This window comes from Paenibacillus turicensis, assembly GCF_050461185.1.
Classification (GTDB): domain Bacteria; phylum Bacillota; class Bacilli; order Paenibacillales; family Paenibacillaceae; genus Fontibacillus; species Fontibacillus turicensis_A.
On the sequence record NZ_JBCMOR010000005.1, the window covers coordinates 1,523,555 to 1,540,586 of the forward strand.

Annotated in this window: 13 protein-coding genes; 3 read left to right on the forward strand and 10 right to left on the reverse strand. The window is 40.8% G+C overall.

The window, feature by feature from the left end; all coding sequences use genetic code 11:
- Position 1: 1 nt before the first annotated feature.
- From def to ABE099_RS09360, 8 genes are all read right to left on the reverse strand, one after another.
- Positions 2-484 (reverse strand): peptide deformylase, encoded by a 483-nt coding sequence (def, locus tag ABE099_RS09325; RefSeq protein WP_430029596.1) that lies wholly within the window; start codon positions 482-484, stop codon positions 2-4.
- Between the two features lie 58 nt (positions 485-542).
- The gene (priA, locus tag ABE099_RS09330) at positions 543-3,098 is read right to left on the reverse strand and encodes a primosomal protein N' (protein ID WP_430029598.1); all 2,556 of its coding nucleotides are present in this window, start codon (positions 3,096-3,098) and stop codon (positions 543-545) included.
- Positions 3,095-4,312 carry a bifunctional phosphopantothenoylcysteine decarboxylase/phosphopantothenate--cysteine ligase CoaBC gene (coaBC, locus tag ABE099_RS09335; RefSeq protein WP_430029600.1) on the reverse strand — a complete coding sequence of 406 codons (1,218 nt, stop codon included), beginning with the start codon at positions 4,310-4,312 and terminating at the stop codon, positions 3,095-3,097. The genes priA and coaBC overlap by 4 nt, the downstream gene beginning before the upstream one ends.
- A gap of 101 nt (positions 4,313-4,413) precedes the next feature.
- Positions 4,414-4,641 carry a DNA-directed RNA polymerase subunit omega gene (gene rpoZ, locus ABE099_RS09340; RefSeq protein ID WP_430029603.1) on the reverse strand — a complete coding sequence of 76 codons (228 nt, stop codon included), beginning with the start codon at positions 4,639-4,641 and terminating at the stop codon, positions 4,414-4,416.
- A gap of 92 nt (positions 4,642-4,733) precedes the next feature.
- Complete coding sequence (gene gmk, locus ABE099_RS09345; protein WP_430029605.1) at positions 4,734-5,312, reverse strand: guanylate kinase; 579 nt, start codon at positions 5,310-5,312, stop codon at positions 4,734-4,736.
- A gap of 13 nt (positions 5,313-5,325) precedes the next feature.
- The gene (gene remA / locus ABE099_RS09350; RefSeq protein WP_044479181.1) at positions 5,326-5,586 is read right to left on the reverse strand and encodes an extracellular matrix/biofilm regulator RemA; all 261 of its coding nucleotides are present in this window, start codon (positions 5,584-5,586) and stop codon (positions 5,326-5,328) included.
- Positions 5,587-5,630: 44 nt separating this feature from the next.
- Entirely contained in the window at positions 5,631-6,512 is an 882-nt protein-coding gene (locus ABE099_RS09355) for a YicC/YloC family endoribonuclease (RefSeq protein WP_430029607.1), read from the reverse strand.
- A 109-nt stretch (positions 6,513-6,621) separates the two neighbouring features.
- The gene (locus tag ABE099_RS09360; RefSeq protein WP_430029609.1) at positions 6,622-8,592 is read right to left on the reverse strand and encodes a bifunctional homocysteine S-methyltransferase/methylenetetrahydrofolate reductase; all 1,971 of its coding nucleotides are present in this window, start codon (positions 8,590-8,592) and stop codon (positions 6,622-6,624) included.
- Positions 8,593-9,577: 985 nt separating this feature from the next.
- On the opposite strand from ABE099_RS09360, the gene ABE099_RS09365 reads away from it, so the two are divergent.
- Both ABE099_RS09365 and ABE099_RS09370 read left to right on the forward strand, forming a co-directional pair.
- The gene (locus tag ABE099_RS09365) at positions 9,578-10,438 is read left to right on the forward strand and encodes an RCC1 domain-containing protein (protein WP_430029611.1); all 861 of its coding nucleotides are present in this window, start codon (positions 9,578-9,580) and stop codon (positions 10,436-10,438) included.
- A gap of 125 nt (positions 10,439-10,563) precedes the next feature.
- On the forward strand, positions 10,564-11,046 hold the full coding sequence (locus ABE099_RS09370) for an NUDIX hydrolase (protein ID WP_430029613.1): 483 nt from the start codon (positions 10,564-10,566) through the stop codon (positions 11,044-11,046).
- 248 nt (positions 11,047-11,294) lie between these two features.
- Here ABE099_RS09370 and dapF read toward each other — a convergent pair whose 3' ends face one another.
- Positions 11,295-12,125, reverse strand: a complete 831-nt coding sequence (gene dapF, locus ABE099_RS09375) for a diaminopimelate epimerase (RefSeq protein WP_430029615.1) — start codon at positions 12,123-12,125, stop codon at positions 11,295-11,297.
- 73 nt (positions 12,126-12,198) lie between these two features.
- A complete protein-coding gene (locus ABE099_RS09380) occupies positions 12,199-15,003 on the reverse strand; it encodes a calcium-translocating P-type ATPase, SERCA-type (protein WP_430029617.1) in 2,805 nt (934 codons plus the stop codon).
- Positions 15,004-15,200: 197 nt separating this feature from the next.
- Between ABE099_RS09380 and ABE099_RS09385 the strand changes: the two genes are divergently transcribed.
- Positions 15,201-16,937, forward strand: a complete 1,737-nt coding sequence (locus ABE099_RS09385) for an Rqc2 family fibronectin-binding protein (protein WP_430029619.1) — start codon at positions 15,201-15,203, stop codon at positions 16,935-16,937.
- Positions 16,938-17,032: the final 95 nt, after the last annotated feature.

Genomic DNA, 17,032 nt, shown 5'->3' on the forward strand with positions numbered 1-17,032 from the left:
CTTACTTTTTCTCTTCACCTTCAGCCGTTATTTCATATACTCTTTCAGCAAGATCTGTATATAATACTCCATTTAAATGGTCAATTTCATGTTGGAACGCTCTCGCTAACAAATCGCTTCCCGTATACGTAACTTCCTTTCCGTTACGGTCTAGTCCTTTAACAGTAACGGTTTGGGCGCGCCTAACATCCCCTCTGTAGTTAGGAATACTCAGGCAACCCTCTGGTCCAAACTGTTCGCCTTCACTAGCTACAATTTCAGGATTAATAAGCTCAATTAACCCATGCTCATCCCCAACATCAATGACTATCACTCGTTTTAAAATGCCGATTTGTGGCGCAGCCAGTCCAACACCCTCTGCATCATACATCGTCTCAGCCATATCTGTGAGCAGTTTCCCAATATTGGGTGTTATTTTTTTAACCTCTTTTGCGACCTGATGCAATACCTCATCTGGTTCTATAACAATAATACGTAATGCCATACGGTACACCATCCTTTATCCTTTATCCTTTAACTATCATCATTTTATTTCCAACTCACTACATAAGCATTTGTGGATCTACATCTATACTAATTTGAAATAAATTATCCTTTGATTCCTCTAATAGCTTTGCAACCGTCAATTCAATCAGTTCAGTCACATTCAAATCACCTCTAAATTTAACCACACACTGAAACCGATAACGGTTTTTTATACGTGGTACAGGCGAAGCAACAGGACCAAGAATTTCCAACGCCTCTGAGCTGAATTTATCCATACTACCGTACCAGCCTAATTTTTGCGCTTGACCTTTAAGCTCTAGTACTAAATTTTCAGACTTACGCAATAATATAGGCAACTGCTCATGTGACAACGTAATTAAAACAAGACGACTATATGGCGGATAATACAGCGCTCTACGATGTGTAAGTTCTTCTCGTACAAATGATAAATAATCATGACGACTTGCATGGATGACCGAATAATGCTCAGGCACATAGGTTTGTATAATAACCTCGCCTGGCAATTGATGTCGTCCCGCCCTTCCTGCAACCTGTGTTAATAGCTGAAATGTTTTCTCTGCGGAACGAAAGTCAGGAAAATGAAGAGCAGTATCTGCCGCAATTACACCCACTAATGTCACATCTGGAAAATCGAGCCCTTTTGCCACCATTTGAGTGCCTAATAACACCTGTGCCTTTTTTTCTCGAAAAGCAGTAAGTAACTTCTCATGTGACCCCTTTTCAGAGGTTGTGTCCACATCCATGCGAATAATACTAATCCCCGGAAACAGCTTACCTAATTCCTCTTCTACACGTTGTGTTCCTGTACCAAAGTATCTTATATGCTCACTGCCACACTCTGGACAAATGGCTGGTGCAGGTTCCGCATGACCACAATAATGACAACGTACATTATTTGCTTTTTGATGGTAGGTTAATGAAATATCACATTCAGGACAACCTGCGACATAACCACAGCTACGACACATTACAAAAGTAGAATGTCCACGCCGATTCAGAAACAATACAGTCTGTTCTCCACGTTCTAATCTGGCAGCAATACCTTGATGTAAACTACGACTGAACATCGAGCGATTACCATCCTTTAATTCATTACGCATATCAATAATTTGCACACTCGGTAAAGAACTGCCAGATGCACGTTGCTGCATTTCTAGCAAATAAGGAGAAAAGTCAGGATTGGATCTAGATCGAGCGGCAAAATAGCTTTCAAGTGAAGGAGTCGCAGACCCTAAAATAACAACAGCTTGATGCTGCATTGCTCTTCGTACAGCTACATCTCTAGCATGGTACTTCGGTGTCTCTTCTTGTTTGTATGAAGTTTCATGCTCCTCATCCATAACAATGAGTCCTAAATTAGAAAATGGAGCAAACACCGCGGACCGCGCACCTACTGCTACTTTGACACGCCCCTCCCGAATTTTGCGCCATTCATCATAACGTTCTCCATTAGATAATCGACTGTGTAATACCGCCACTAAATTACCAAAACGTCCTTTAAAGCGCTCTACCATTTGAGGGGTTAATGAAATTTCGGGTACAAGCACAATCGCTTCACGTCCAAGCTCAATGCAACGCTGAATGGTCTGTAGGTACACTTCTGTTTTGCCACTTCCAGTTACCCCATGTAACAAATAAACAGCATGTGAGGTCGAGTCAAGTGCACCTGTTAATGCCTCATACACAACCTGTTGCTCCGAAGTACGCTCTGGTGGTACCGTATGCTTAAAATGTCTCCCCTTGTATGGATCACGAAAGACTTCCTTCTCTTCAATCTCAACAAAACCTTTTTCTGCCAGTTTTTTCACAGTTGCCGTAGTTACCTTTAATGTTGTTAATACTTCTTGCATCGGTAACGTGACTCCAGTCTCTAGCAAAAACTGAAGCACTTCCTTTTGTCGTTGTGCTTTAGCATTAAAAGATTGTAAAGCTTGCTCGGCATCTTCCCCCGACACAGTAGCTACAACTGTCTTCACCTTTTTAATACGTATTTTATCCTTAATGACTTGGGTTTGTGACAAAACACCTTTTTCAAGCATGGACTTAATAAATACCGCTTCATCTGGATATCGTGAAAATAACTGTGACATGACAACAGAGCCTTGTTGCTTTATATCTTGTAGTAGTCTTTTTTCGTTGTCTGTAAAAAGCTCTATTGTCGCAAATAAACCATTGTCACTTTCATCATCCTCATAATCTGGGTTAAGTTGAATGTATTTTTCAGCTTTCCCTTTTAGACTTGCTGGAATCATAACATTTAGTGCAGAAATAATCGAACAGGCATAATAACGACTCATCCAAACGGCGAGCTCAACAAGATCGGTAGACAATGGAGGCATTACATCTAGTAGCTCTTGAACATATTTCATTTTGGCATAATTTAATTCTGTCTGCTCATGTATAGAAATGACAAACCCTTGAACCGTACGCGGTCCAAAGGGTATTGCCACTCGGCTCCCAACCTGTATCCATGCCAACATCTCTGCTGGAACTAAATAGTCAAAGGGTCTATTCGTTGCTCGGCTAGGAACATCCACGATCACCTTGACTACATTATAAGTTGTATATGTTGTTAAACTTGTCGCACTCATTGATTAGCTCCATCTAAACGCTGCGCAGTAAGCTCTAAAATTTGCATTGCAACCTCATCCTTAGACAACAATGGCAAGGCTGTAACTAACCCTTGTGCATCATAAATATGAACAATGTTGGTGTCCGTACCAAACCCAGCCCCTGACACGCTAACGTCATTTGCAATTATTAAATCACAATTTTTGCGTCTGAGCTTATCCATAGCATAATGTTCTAGATCATTAGTTTCTGCTGCAAAACCAATTAAAAATTGTGATGTCTTTTGTGAACCTAACGTTTCTAAAATATCAATATTTTTAACAAGCTCAAGCGTCATCGTTTGCCCTTGTTTTTTTATTTTGGTAGGATTAATGACTTTAGGTCGATAATCTGCAACCGCTGCGGCCTTAATCACTATGTCTGTCGTTGACCATAATCCAAGCACTGCCTCATACATCTCCTGTGCAGATTCTACTGAAATGACCTTTATGCCTGAAGGTGGGGCTACTTGTGTATTGGCTACAACTAACGTCACCTCTGCGCCTAACTGGCGCGCTACTCTCGCTAAAGCAAAACCCATTTTGCCAGATGAATCATTGGAAATAAAGCGAACAGGATCCAATCTTTCAATAGTTCCTCCAGCTGTAATAACAATCCTTTTGCCATCAAGTAGTTGGTGTTGCTTTTGTTCATTGCTAAAATATCGCTCCACCACTTGTACAATCGTTTCTGGCTCTTCTAATCTCCCCTTGCCAGTATAACCACAGGCTAACAAGCCCTCACCGGGTTCAATCATCATCACGCCACGAGCTACTAGCTCTGACATGTTTCGCATCACTGCAGGGTGAGCATACATATGTACATTCATTGCAGGTGCGAGCATAATCGGTGCCTCTGTCGCAAGCAGTGTGGTAGATAACATATCATCCGCAAGCCCTGCTGTCATTTTACCAATAATATTTGCAGTAGCAGGGGCAATAAGCACTAAATCAGCCCAATCCGCTAAATTTATATGTGCTATCGTTCTCGGATTTTTTTCATCAAATGTATCACTATAAACTGGATTTTTAGATAATGCTTGCATTGTCAGCGGTGTAATAAATTCAGTTGCCGACTTCGTCATAATGACCTGAACCTCAACACCTTTTTTAACAAGCTGACTACAAAGCGCTGCGGCTTTGAAGGCGGCAATTCCACCAGTAACGCCTAACAATATCTTTTTACCACTTAACATAATAATCCCTCGCTTTCTACAGCAGGATAGATGGATTAAAAAAATAACAACCCCCAATGTTCAATCACAAAAGAGGTTGTTGTGAGCTATCAATTATTTTACTATTCTTCTTCGTTAATCAATAGATCGCCATGATCATCTCTTTTGATTTTAACGTAGTCCCCATAAATTTCTTCTAAAGCACAGCCAACTTGCTTATTTGACTTCGGATTTTGAAGATCGCTTTTTTCGCCTTCCTTCAATTGTCTAGCTCTGCGTGAAGCAGCAACAACCAAAGAATATTTACTTCCTACCTTACCAAGCATCTTGTCGATTGATGGATACAACATATGATACACCTCTTCTTTGCATTCTTAATAACGATGAACATATATGGTCCTATTATTAATGAGACTAATATGTAATGTTATTTTTGATCTTTTTATTGACTTTTTCTAACCTTACAATGTTCTGCAACAATAATGGATTGAATTCGCTCACAAGCCAAATCAATTTCATCATTAACAACAGCATAATCATAATGTTCAATTAAGCTAATCTCATCAGCAGCAACCATCATTCGATGATCAATGGTTGCTTTATTTTCTGTGCCACGACCTTCGATACGATCTTTAAGCTCATCAAGCGAAGGAGGCAACAAAAACACAAAAATTCCTTGTGGGAATTTTTCCTTCACTTTTAGCGCACCCTGAACTTCAATTTCTAGAATGATATCTTTGCCTGCATTAATTGTTTGCTCAACAAAATCACGCGGGGTACCATAAAAATTATTGACATATTCAGCGTATTCTAAAAGCTGATCGTTTTCGATCATATCAAGAAATTGCTCTCTTGTTTTAAAGAAATAATTAACCCCATGCTCCTCACCGAACCGAGGGCCACGCGTAGTAGCGGAAACAGAATATACGAGCTCAGGCAAACGTTCCCTTAATTTGCTGCACACTGTTCCTTTACCTACACCTGATGGACCTGATAATACAATTAATAACCCTTTTGACATGATACTCTCCATTTTATTCATCGTTGTCATCATCTTTAGCTGATAAACGGTGCGCTACCGTCTCAGGCTGCACTGCAGATAAAATCACATGATCACTATCTGTAATAATAACCGCACGCGTACGTCTGCCATATGTCGCATCAATGAGCATATGACGATCTCTCGCTTCCTGAATAATTCGTTTAATTGGTGCTGATTCTGGGCTCACAATAGAAATAATGCGATTCGCAGATACAATATTTCCAAAGCCAATGTTTATAAGTTTAATTGCCATGTTCAGGTTGCTCCCCCTAATTTTACCGAATCCTAAATAGCATATTACTCAATATTCGCCGCCTGCTCGCGGATTTTCTCAAGTTCCGCTTTCATTTCGACGACACGATTGACCAGAGCTAGATGATTCGCTTTTGATCCTATCGTATTGGTCTCCCGATTCATTTCCTGAATCAGAAAATCAAGCTTGCGTCCAACAGGTTCACAGGATTGGAGCAGCCCGCGGCATTGCTCAAAATGACTTTTGAGTCGAATTAGCTCTTCATCTACATTAGATCGATCAGCAAAAATTGCAACCTCCATTGCAAACCTTTGCTCATCAAGAGCACCTTCCATTAATTCTGACAGACGACCTTCTAGCCGACTGCGGTAATCCTTCACGACCTCTGGCGCTAATGTAATGAGTTCAGCGTGTATTTCTTCGAGTCTAGTAAGATGATTAGCAATATCTTGAGCAAGATGAGTCCCCTCCTGCTCACGCATGGCAACAAGACCCTGTATTGCCTCACTAAGCCCTTCCTGCAAGGTGTGTTCCAATGCTTCGGATAATTCCATACCTTGTGCACTAGAGTCTACAGTCATAACATCAGGCAATGACAGCAAATCTGCAGTAGTCATAGTGGCATCAGTGCCATACTTCATACCAATTTCAGAAGCAGCTTTAATATACGCTTCTAAAACAGGTGTATTAAGTCTAAGTGGGGACGAATGGCCTTCATGTTCTTTATTAATAAAGACATCGATTCGACCACGCTTGACATGACTTAGTACTAGACGACGAAGTCCGTCCTCATAACACGTCCATTCTCTAGGCATTCGGATTACAACTTCTCCATACCTATGATTGACAGACTTTATTTCAAATTGAATGATGAACCCACCATATCTTTTGGTAGCTCCACCAAATCCAGTCATACTGTGAGTCAAAATGCATCACATCCGTTACCCTATTGTAATTGATTATCGAAAAGGAGACAAGTATTGTCCCCTTTTTTCACCCTCAATTTTAAGCTTCAGCATGTACCTGTGACCCAATTTACACTTTTAGTCTCTTGTCTGTTACTGATCTTCGCACTTTTTCGTCAATATATTTTGTAAGCACTACGTTCATTTCATAGAACATAAACGGTGTGATTAAATATATTCCTTTAAAATGCTGTATAGCTACATCTAATAATTCCTTTGCAATATCGATCCCAACTTGTCGCCCAACCTCTCCTTGTAAACCACTCATACGATGACGAATTTGATCTGATAGTTGGATGCCTGGAACCTCATTATGCAGATATTCAGCATTTTTGCCACTTGCTAGCGGCATAATACCTATAAACACAGGAATATTCAAATGATCTGTTGCAATTTTAATTTGTTCGATTAGCTTTACATCATAAACAGGTTGTGTCATTACGTAATCAGCGCCAGCAGCAATTTTCTTCTCTAAACGCTGTACCGCCTTATCCAAATGCTTGACATTGGGATTAAAAGCTGTACCTACTACAAATTTAGCATTTTGTTTGAGAGGATTACCTGAAAATCCAACACCCTCATTTAGCTGCTTAATCATCCGAATCATTTCAAAAGAGGTCATATCGTACACTGAGCTAGCCCCAGGAAGATCACCAAACCGTGCGGGATCACCAGTCACCGCAAGCACATGATGAATACCAAGTGCATTAAACCCCATCATATGAGATTGAGTTCCAATTAAATTGCGATCACGACAAGCAATATGCACAATGGGTCTTATTCCAGTCTGAGCTTGAACCAAATGACCTAACGCCATATTACTCATACGAGTCACCGCCAAAGAATTGTCCGCTAATGTAATAGCATCAACGCCTGCAGCTTTTAATGCGCTTGCTCCAGCCATAAACTTACCTATATTGAGGTCACGTGGCGGATCTAACTCGACAATGATCGTGTGTCGCTCCTTTACTAAATCCACTAATGTACGATGATCATGATGTCCATGATCTGGTGCATGACTGCCACAAGCACAGTCTGATGAAGCTTCATTTTTAATCTCAAAACTCGTTGCTACAGCTTCGGCTAGTTCATCTTCTTTTTGTCTTTCTTTTTCCTTTTCTTTTTGCAGCTTAAATTTCTCTTGAATTTGGGATAAAGGGATAGGCTCATATCCATCAAGCTTTTGAGCTATTTGGGCAATATGCTCTGGCGTAGTCCCACAGCAACCCCCAATTAAACGCACACCATGCTCTACAAATTCAAGCGCAGTATGACCAAAATATTGTGGTGTTGCTCCATATACGTATTCACCGTCGATATACTCCGCCAAGCCTGCATTTGGATAAATAGAATAAGGGACTTGAGGTGGTTCCTGCAAACGCTCCAAAACAGACATAATGCCTTTTGGACCAGAATGGCAGTTAAAACCTAATACGTCTGCGCCTTCTTGCGTTAATATTTCGTAAGCCTCATCGATACTATAGCCATCAAGAGTACGCCCTACCTGATCAACCGCAAACTGACATATGACTGGAATATCAGTTAGGAGGCGTGCCTTTTTTAAAGCAATCCGAATTTCATCGAGATCATAAAATGTTTCTAATAATAAGGCATCGACTTGCTCTGACAATAATGCACTCATTTGTTGCTCATAATAGAGCCCTAACTCTTTAGCGGTTAAATCAATCCGTTTGCCCCCTCGAATCGAACCAACTGCACCTGCAATATAAATATCCTGATTGGCGTTTACTGCTGCCTGTCTTGCGAGTCTCACGGCTGCACGATTGATTTCATTTACCTTATCTTCTAAACCAAACTTAGAAAGTTTAAAATAATTTGCTGAAAAAGTATTGGTCTCAAGCAAATTCGCACCTGCTTGTATATATTGCTGATGCACTTCTCGAATTACATCAGGCTGTATCAAATTGAATTCCTCAAACGAAATCCCTACTGGAAAACCTAAGTGATATAAATATGTCCCCATAGCACCGTCGCCAATGAGCACCTCTTGGCTAAGCTTTGTACGCAAATCCAATTTCATTTGACCTACCATCCCTTCACCAAGAATCCTGAATTACCAAAAGTATAATTCAAGTTAATCGCAGTGGGATAATAGTAATAAACTAGAATTGGGTATCAAAATAAAGTACTTGACAGGATGGGAGTCAAGTGCATTGCTCTGAGAGTGATATCAGTGCTGCAACGTGTGGAGGTGGTAGCTTCGGTGCAAAGTGTTCTTGCGGTCGTTGTTAAAACCGGCTTCTTTTCATCGGTATAGACATAATGGGAGAAGACGGTTTTAAAGACTCTCTTCAGAATCACTTTGCTCCTTCGCTAGGTTTGGCTGGTTGCAGCACTGATTTTAAAACAGGTGCAATCCCCTTTACTGGGGGAAGCCATAAAGTTGAAGGCAGTGTTGTAAGTGCACTGCTCAAATTCAAAATCAAGTGCTGCAACGTGTGGGGGTGGTAGCTTCGGTGCAAAGTGTTCTTGCGGTCGTTGTTAAAACCATCTTCTTTTCATCGGTATACACTTAATGGGAGAAGACGGTTTTAAAGACTCTCTTTAGAATCACTTTGCTCCTCCGCTAGGTTTGGCTGGTTGCAGCACTGATTTAAAAAAAGGTGCAATTCCCTTTGCTGGGGGAATACATAGATTTGAAGGCAGTGCTGTAGGGGGCACTGCTCAGAATGTAAAATCAGTGCTGCAACGTGTGGGGTGGTAGCTTCGGTGCAAAGTGTTCTTGCGGTCGTTGTTAAAACCATCTTCTTTTCATCGGTATACACATAATGGGAGAAGACGGTTTTAAAGACTCCCTTCAGAATCACTTTGCGCCTTCGCTAGGTTTGGCTGGTTGCAGCACTGATTTAAAAAAAGGTGCAATTCCCTTTGCTGGGGGGAGCCATACAATTTGAAGGCAGTGCTGTAGGTGCACTGCTTGGAATGTAAAAGAAAATGCTGCAACGTGTTGAGCGTTGTATTATTAACTTAGTGAAAAGATAATAACAAGAAATGGAGGTATGATGATGAATCAATTATGGCCTCGTTCTACCTTAGCAGCAGGACGTAATCATACCGTTGCACTTAAATCGGACGGAACGGTACTTGCTGTTGGCGACAACAACTGCGGTCAATGCAATGTAAATGACTGGCGTGATATTGTATCGGTGGCGGTTGGCAATGTTCATAAGGCGAACAATACAGGTAAAGCCCATACAGTGGGTCTCAAAGCTGATGGAACTATGATAGCTGTGGGATGGAATAATCAAGGGCAATGTAATGTAAATGACTGGCAAGATATTGTTGCAGTTACAGCCGCTTGGCGCTACACTATCGGCCTAAAATCAGATGGTACAGCGTTAGCCGTTGGTCGCAAAAATGAAGGACAATGTGACGTAAAGGATTGGAATAACATTGTGATGATTTCCTCTGGTGACTGGCACACTATTGGTTTGAACTCAGAGGGTGCGGTCGTTGCAACTGGTAATAATATTGCTGGCCAATGTAATATAAATGACTGGCATGGTATTGTTTCAATTTCAGCCGGTTATCTTCATACAGTTGGTCTTAAGTCGGATGGTTCAGTGGTTGCAACTGGGCGAAAAAGCGAAGGACAATGCGCTGTGGACGATTGGCGAAATATTATAGCGGTAGCAGCAGGCAGCTATCATACGATAGGTCTTAAATCGGACGGAAGTGTAGTCGCTACGGGTTCAAATAAGTATTCCCAATGTAACGTGAGTGAATGGCGTAATATTGTTGCGATATCTGGTAGATGCACGCATACGATTGGACTTAAATTAGATGGCTCAATAATAGCTGTCGGTAACAATGAGTACGATCAATGTAATGTGAGTAGTTGGAATCTATACGATAGCCTGATCTAGCCTTGGAAAATGCCTGACAAAATAAAATACATGCTGAAATCATTGCTAAGAAGTTTTGTTCTGTTGCTGGTAACTATTTTATCAAAAAGTACTTTATCATTTATAAAACTTATGGAGGAAAGTACATGACATGGCCAACTCATATTGTTGCTGTTAGTGGGATTGTTGAAAATGAGCAAGGACAAGTGCTTTTGGTGAAAACTCATCATGGAGGATGGGTATGCCCAGGTGGGCAAGTAGAAGTAGGTGAAAATCTTATCGATGCTCTCATTAGAGAAATAAAAGAGGAAAGTGGAATAGATGTCATTGTGTCGCAGTTATTTGGCGTATTTTCAAACAGTGGTGTGCATAAATGGTATGACGGGGTAACTGAAGTTCCAACTAAAGTGATGTTAGACTTTATTTGTAAACCTATCGGCGGGCAATTACGCACATCCGAAGAGACTTCGGATTGTCGTTGGGTTGCCAAGGAGCAAGTGCTTGATTTGATTACAGCACCAGCTATCGTAACGCGTTATCAAGCTTATTTAAATTTTGATGGGAAAACGCATTACATGGATTATGTTACAAAACCAAATTTTGAAGTGAAGTTGAGTAGGACGGTGTGAAGCTATGAAATACCGTTAAAGCTAGAAAAATACAGTTATTGATGGTTGAGATCATCAGTTTATAAGTGTTGAAACAATTTTATAAAGTACAAATTAATTAAGACGTGTCTGAAAAAAACAAAAAACACTTCGAAAAAATAACTCACTATAGTGCATTCGTATTTTTTGCAGATACATTCGTTCTCAGGTGTTTTCATTTTCAGACACGCTTTTTTAATCTGAAAAATGCATTTAAATTAAAAACACATTTAAATTATCCCCGTATACACCACTTCGGCAGGCCCTGTCATATAGACATGATTGTCTTCCTCGTTCCATTCAATGTATAGGTCTCCACCTTTTAGCCCAATCCATGCGGCACGATCTGTGTAGCCATTCAGCACGGAGGATACCAATGTTGCACATGCCCCTGTACCACAAGCCAATGTAGGTCCAGCACCACGCTCCCATACTCTCATTTCTACACGATCACGCGATGTTACGCTAGCAAACTCAACATTGATTTTACGTGGAAAATAGGGATGAACCTCTAGCAGTGGGCCAAACGTAGCCAATTCAAATGTAGGTGCGTCCTCTACATAGATGACACTATGTGGGTTTCCCATGGAAACCGCAGTAAATGAAAACTGCTCCCCACCAGCTTCTATAGGCTGATTCATGACAGGACTGCCTTCAAAAATAGTCGGAACCTGTAAACCATCTAGAATAGGCTCTCCCATATCTACTCGCACTTTCGTTACTTTATTTTGTTCAACATATAAGCTCACAGGCTGTACCCCCGCACCAATCGTCTCGATGGTGATGTTTTGCTCCTGTATATAGCCATGATCATATACATATTTCGCAACACAACGAATCGCATTGCCGCATTGCTCTGCTTCACTACCGTCTGAATTAATGATGCGCATTTTAAAGTCAGCTTGTTCCGAAGGCAAAATATAAACTAAGCCGTCCCCACCTACGCCAAAATATCTATCGCAATATTTAATAGCCAGCTCTGCAGCATTTGTGGGCAGCTCTTGCTCACCATAAACAATTAAAAAGTCATTACCGAGTCCATGCATTTTTGTAAATTCCATAAAAAAACCCCCTATAAAAAGCTTCTTTCATAGGGGTAAGTTTATCTTTTTACATCTTTAAAAGGTATTGATTTTATGCACGAATATTTGTACTATTCGCTCTGACAAGCGGTCTAGGGCCGTTGTAGTTGCGGCGATTGCCTGACCAGACACTACCCGCACCTAGCAGGAATGTAGGTATGCCTGCGGCAACTAATGTAATCGCCCATTCTCTTGCGCCTAGCGGAACCGTTTTGAAAATAGGTTGGAGTGCTTCGATGTACATTACGCCTAACAATAATAAAACAGAAGAAAGAACAGCAACTACTAAATATTTATTTTGCAAAATGTTACGGTGGAAAATGGAGCGTGAGCTACGGCAATCAAAGACATGGATAAGTTGTGCCATCACTAATGTACAAAATGCAACGGATTGCGCTTTTGCAAGCTGCGCAGCATCATTTGGATTTACATGTAGCGTAATCCAGAATGCGCCTAACGTACATACCCCGATCAAAAATCCTCGACTTATTATTTTCCAGCCCATACGTCTTGCAAATATGTTCTCTTTAGCAGGACGAGGCTTATGCTCCATTAAATCCTTTTCAGGCTGATCTACACCAAGCGCCATCGCAGGTAGTCCATCTGTCACAAGGTTGACCCATAAAATCTGAATCGGTAACAAAGGAAGTGGTAGCCCAGCTAACATTGCAAATAACATCGTTAAAATTTCCCCAACATTAGAAGCAAGCAAATAGCGAATAAATTTCCGTATGTTTTCATATATGTTTCTTCCTTCTTCAATTGCTGCAACAATAGAAGTAAAGTTATCATCACTAAGCACTAGGGATGAAGCTTCCTTCGCAACATCCGTTCCTGTGATCCCCATCGAAATCCCAATGTCTGCGGCTTTGATCGCAGGTGCATCATTGACTCCATCACCTGTCATCGCAACAATATGACCTTGTCGCTGTAATGACTTCACAATTCGTAGCTTATGCTCAGGAGATACTCTGGAATATACGTAAATGCTATCTACTTGACGATCTAGCTCATTATCACTTAAAGCGGAAATCTGATGCCCTGACATCGATTTGCCTCCTTGCTGAATAATGCCTAGATCAGTTGCAATCGCTTCAGCAGTCAAGCCATGATCCCCAGTAATCATCACCGTCTTAATTCCAGCACGTCGGCAAACTGCAATGGCGTCTCTAGCCTCGCGTCTTGGAGGATCAATCATCCCAGCTAATCCAACAAAAATAAGCTGTGATTCCACATTGTCTTCATTGCTACAGTCCTCATGTGGCTTTAACTCACGATAAGCCATTCCTAACACACGTAATGCATTACGTGCCATCTCCTCATTAGCAGCCTGTACCTTTCCACGAAAAACTCCTGTAAATGGCACAACCTTACCTTCCCATAGTATATAGGAGCATTGCTCAAGCAATAAATCAGGTGCACCTTTGACAAAAGCAATCTTTCCACCTTGATGGGAGGCAATAACTGACATCCGTTTACGCTTAGAATCAAATGGAAATTCCTGCTCCCGTTCATATACAGAGCTTAGAGAAGACGGGGATAAACCCATTTTACTAGCTAAGGTGACTAATGCACCTTCTGTTGGATCACCCTTTAACTTCCAGACAGAGTTATCCTCTGCTTCATCCTCTTTGGCTTTACGTTTAGACCTGGACTCATTATCATCCTCTTTATAGATGACAGCATTATTACATAGAGAGCTAATTTGTAAAAAACGACGGAGACTCTGATCGCTTTTTAAATCAACTGCCTTCCCTTTTTCAGTAATATTCCCAACAGGTTCATAACCCTCACCACTGACAGCGAGCACTCGATTTTCGACCCAAATTTTTGTTACAGTCATTTTATTTTGGGTTAAGGTTCCTGTTTTATCGGAGCAAATAACGGACGCACAGCCCAATGTCTCAACCGATGGCAATTTACGCACAATCGCCTTTCTTTTAATCATTCGTTGCACACCTAAAGCTAAAGCGATCGTAACAATGGCAGGAAGACCTTCTGGAATTGCGGCAACCGCTAAGCTTACCCCCATAAAAAACATCGCTGACGCAGGTTGACCATGTAAAATCCCAACAAGAACAACCAATACTGTTAAAGCAAGCGATAAATATATTAATATTTTTCCTAATTGTTCAAGTCTAAGCTGTAATGGTGTTTGTTGCTCCTCTGTGTTTTGAATCAGATCCGCAATTTTGCCCATTTCTGTGTCCATACCTGTACGAATGACTATTCCTACTCCTGAGCCACGGGTAATCATTGTACCCATAAAACCTAGATTTTTTTGATCCCCAAGTGCAACTTCTTTCTCGTAAAGTGCTTTGCTGTGCTTGCCCACTGGATGAGACTCCCCAGTCAAAGCGGATTCCTCTGCATCTAAGCTGTTCGTTTTTAGCCAATGCACATCAGCAGGTATACGGTCTCCACTTTCTACCAATACAATATCGCCAGGTACAAGCTCTTTGACAAATACATTACGTACTTCACCTTGACGTAACACATTGGCATGGGGGGCAGATAACTGTTTTAATGCACGAAGTGAACGCTCCGCTCGAAACTCCTGAATAAAACCAAGCACACCGTTTAATACAACAATTGCAATAATTGTGATCGCATCTAAATATTCACCAAGTATGCCTGAAATTAAGGTAGCCCCCATCAATACAAGCATCATAAAATCTTTAAACTGATTTAAAAATAATATAAATGGTGAAATTCGCTTCGCTTCTGTCAATTCATTCCAGCCATATTGTTGCCTTCTTTGCTCCACTTCCTCCTCTTTTAGTCCATCCTCAGCCGTAACGTTAAACTTCATTAGAAGCTCCTCGCCACTATACTGATGCCACTGTTTCTGTTCCATACCTGGTATTCCCCTCCCGTAAATTATGTCAAATATAGCGTGAAGGCTTATCCACTTATCACTAAATCTATGTATGCCAGTCCCAAAATATCACCAGCGTTTTAAGTCAGCTCGAGATCATATAGAGGCAACCCTTTCCTCTAAGGTAGGTTTCTGATAATCTAAAAAGTAGCAATTCATAGAATGGAGAATCAAATATGGCATTAGATGGCATCGTAACACGCGCGATCGTCCATGAGCTTCAGCAGTGCATCGGCGGTCGAATTAATAAAATACATCAACCTTCTGCAAGAGATATTATTTTTAACATGCGCGCGCAAGGAAAAAATGTGAAGCTGCTACTTTCCGCAAACGCAACTTATCCACGAGTCCATTTCACTGAGCAATCATTTCCTAACCCACCAGAAGCACCTATGTTTTGCATGTTGCTTCGCAAGCATTGTGAGGGTGGTTTTATTGAAGCAGTATCTCAGGTTGGGATGGAGCGGATTATCCATATTGACGTTCGCCAAAGGGATGAATTAGGGGACGTTTCGTTAAAACGAATTATTATTGAGCTGATGGGGCGCCACAGTAATCTTATTTTGATTGATCCTCAAACGGGTGTACAGTTGGATGGCATTCATCATATTACACCTTCAATCAGTTCCTTTCGGGTTGTCATGCCCGGTACAGTGTATACCGCGCCACCAGAGCAACATAAGCTTAACCCACTAGAAGTAACTAAGGAGCAATTTATTGCTGCCTATCATGAGCTTAGTATCGCTAGCACAAATTGGCTTGTAGAGTCTTTTAGTGGGATCAGCCCATTAATTGCAAATGAAATTGTAGTCCAGACACCAGCGTATCAGGAGCAACGTGACATCAACCAATTATGGGAAACCTTCTCGAAACTGATAAATCAAGTTAAGCAACACGAATATGCCCCTATGCTTGGAGATAATGAACAACAGAAAAGTATATTTTCAGCCATCCCACTAACTCAAATCACTTCTAATTTGCGCCAATATGATTCTATTAGTGAGTGTATGGAGGCGTATTTTGGAGATAAGGCATTACGAGATACTGTAAAACAAAAAAGCAGTGATTTATTGAGATTTTTACAAAACGAACGCAACAAAAACGTAAAAAAGCTGACGAAGCTACAACAGGATTTGCTTGAAGCGGATGATGCGGAGCGTTACCGAATTGCGGGAGAGTTGTTGTTTGCGTCTCTACATTCAATTAATAAGGGAGATAAGCAGGTTGAATTAGTGAATTATTATGAAGAATCACAGCCGATCGAAAAGATTCAGCTTGATCCTTTGCTCACTCCCTCTGAAAACGCGCAAAAATATTTTAAAAAATATAATAAATTTAAAAATAGCTTAGCTGTCATTGAAGAGCAAATGAAGCTAGCCAATGAGGAAATTACGTATATTGAAGGTTTATTACAGCAGCTTCAATACGCTACCCTTAGTGATATCGATGAAATACGTGAGGAATTGATTGCACAAGGCTACTTAAGAGATCGGGGACCAAAAGGAAAGAAAAAGAAAAAAAATGATCGCCCTACCTTACACGTGTACACTTCTTCTGAGGGAATTGAACTATACGTTGGGAAAAATAATATCCAAAATGAATATGTGACAAATAGAGTAGGAAAACCAAATGATACTTGGCTCCATACTAAGGATATTCCAGGGTCCCACGTATTGATCAGAAGTGAGACTTATGGTGAGGATACACTTCATGAGGCTGCACAGTTAGCCGCTTATTTTAGCCAAGCGAAATCCTCCAGTAGTGTGCCCGTTGATTACACCTTAATTCGCCATGTACGTAAGCCTAGTGGAGCTAAGCCAGGGTTTGTCATTTATGATAATCAGAAAACTTTATTTGTTACCCCTGATGAAGACCTCATAAAAGGTTTACGTAGTCAGACTAAAAATAATTAAAAATAATTGATTTAGCAAATAGTATTTAGTCGACTCAATAAGTTTTCAAGATAATTTTACTAATAAATAGAAAACTCCCCGCATGAATATGTGGG

Excerpts from the sequence above, each read along its gene's own strand:
- ABE099_RS09370 (WP_430029613.1), top strand. The coding sequence starts at position 10,564 with ATGACATGGCCAACTCATATTGTTGCTGTTAGTGGGATTGTTGAAAAT.
- priA (WP_430029598.1), bottom strand. The coding sequence starts at position 3,098 with ATGAGTGCGACAAGTTTAACAACATATACAACTTATAATGTAGTCAAG.
- ABE099_RS09380 (WP_430029617.1), bottom strand. The coding sequence starts at position 15,003 with ATGGAACAGAAACAGTGGCATCAGTATAGTGGCGAGGAGCTTCTAATG.
- ABE099_RS09365 (WP_430029611.1), top strand. The coding sequence starts at position 9,578 with ATGAATCAATTATGGCCTCGTTCTACCTTAGCAGCAGGACGTAATCAT.
- gmk (WP_430029605.1), bottom strand. The coding sequence starts at position 5,312 with ATGTCAAAAGGGTTATTAATTGTATTATCAGGTCCATCAGGTGTAGGT.
- ABE099_RS09385 (WP_430029619.1), top strand. The coding sequence starts at position 15,201 with ATGGCATTAGATGGCATCGTAACACGCGCGATCGTCCATGAGCTTCAG.
- remA (WP_044479181.1), bottom strand. The coding sequence starts at position 5,586 with ATGGCAATTAAACTTATAAACATTGGCTTTGGAAATATTGTATCTGCG.
- ABE099_RS09360 (WP_430029609.1), bottom strand. The coding sequence starts at position 8,592 with ATGAAATTGGATTTGCGTACAAAGCTTAGCCAAGAGGTGCTCATTGGC.
- rpoZ (WP_430029603.1), bottom strand. The coding sequence starts at position 4,641 with ATGTTGTATCCATCAATCGACAAGATGCTTGGTAAGGTAGGAAGTAAA.
- dapF (WP_430029615.1), bottom strand. The coding sequence starts at position 12,125 with ATGGAATTTACAAAAATGCATGGACTCGGTAATGACTTTTTAATTGTT.
- def (WP_430029596.1), bottom strand. The coding sequence starts at position 484 with ATGGCATTACGTATTATTGTTATAGAACCAGATGAGGTATTGCATCAG.
- coaBC (WP_430029600.1), bottom strand. The coding sequence starts at position 4,312 with ATGTTAAGTGGTAAAAAGATATTGTTAGGCGTTACTGGTGGAATTGCC.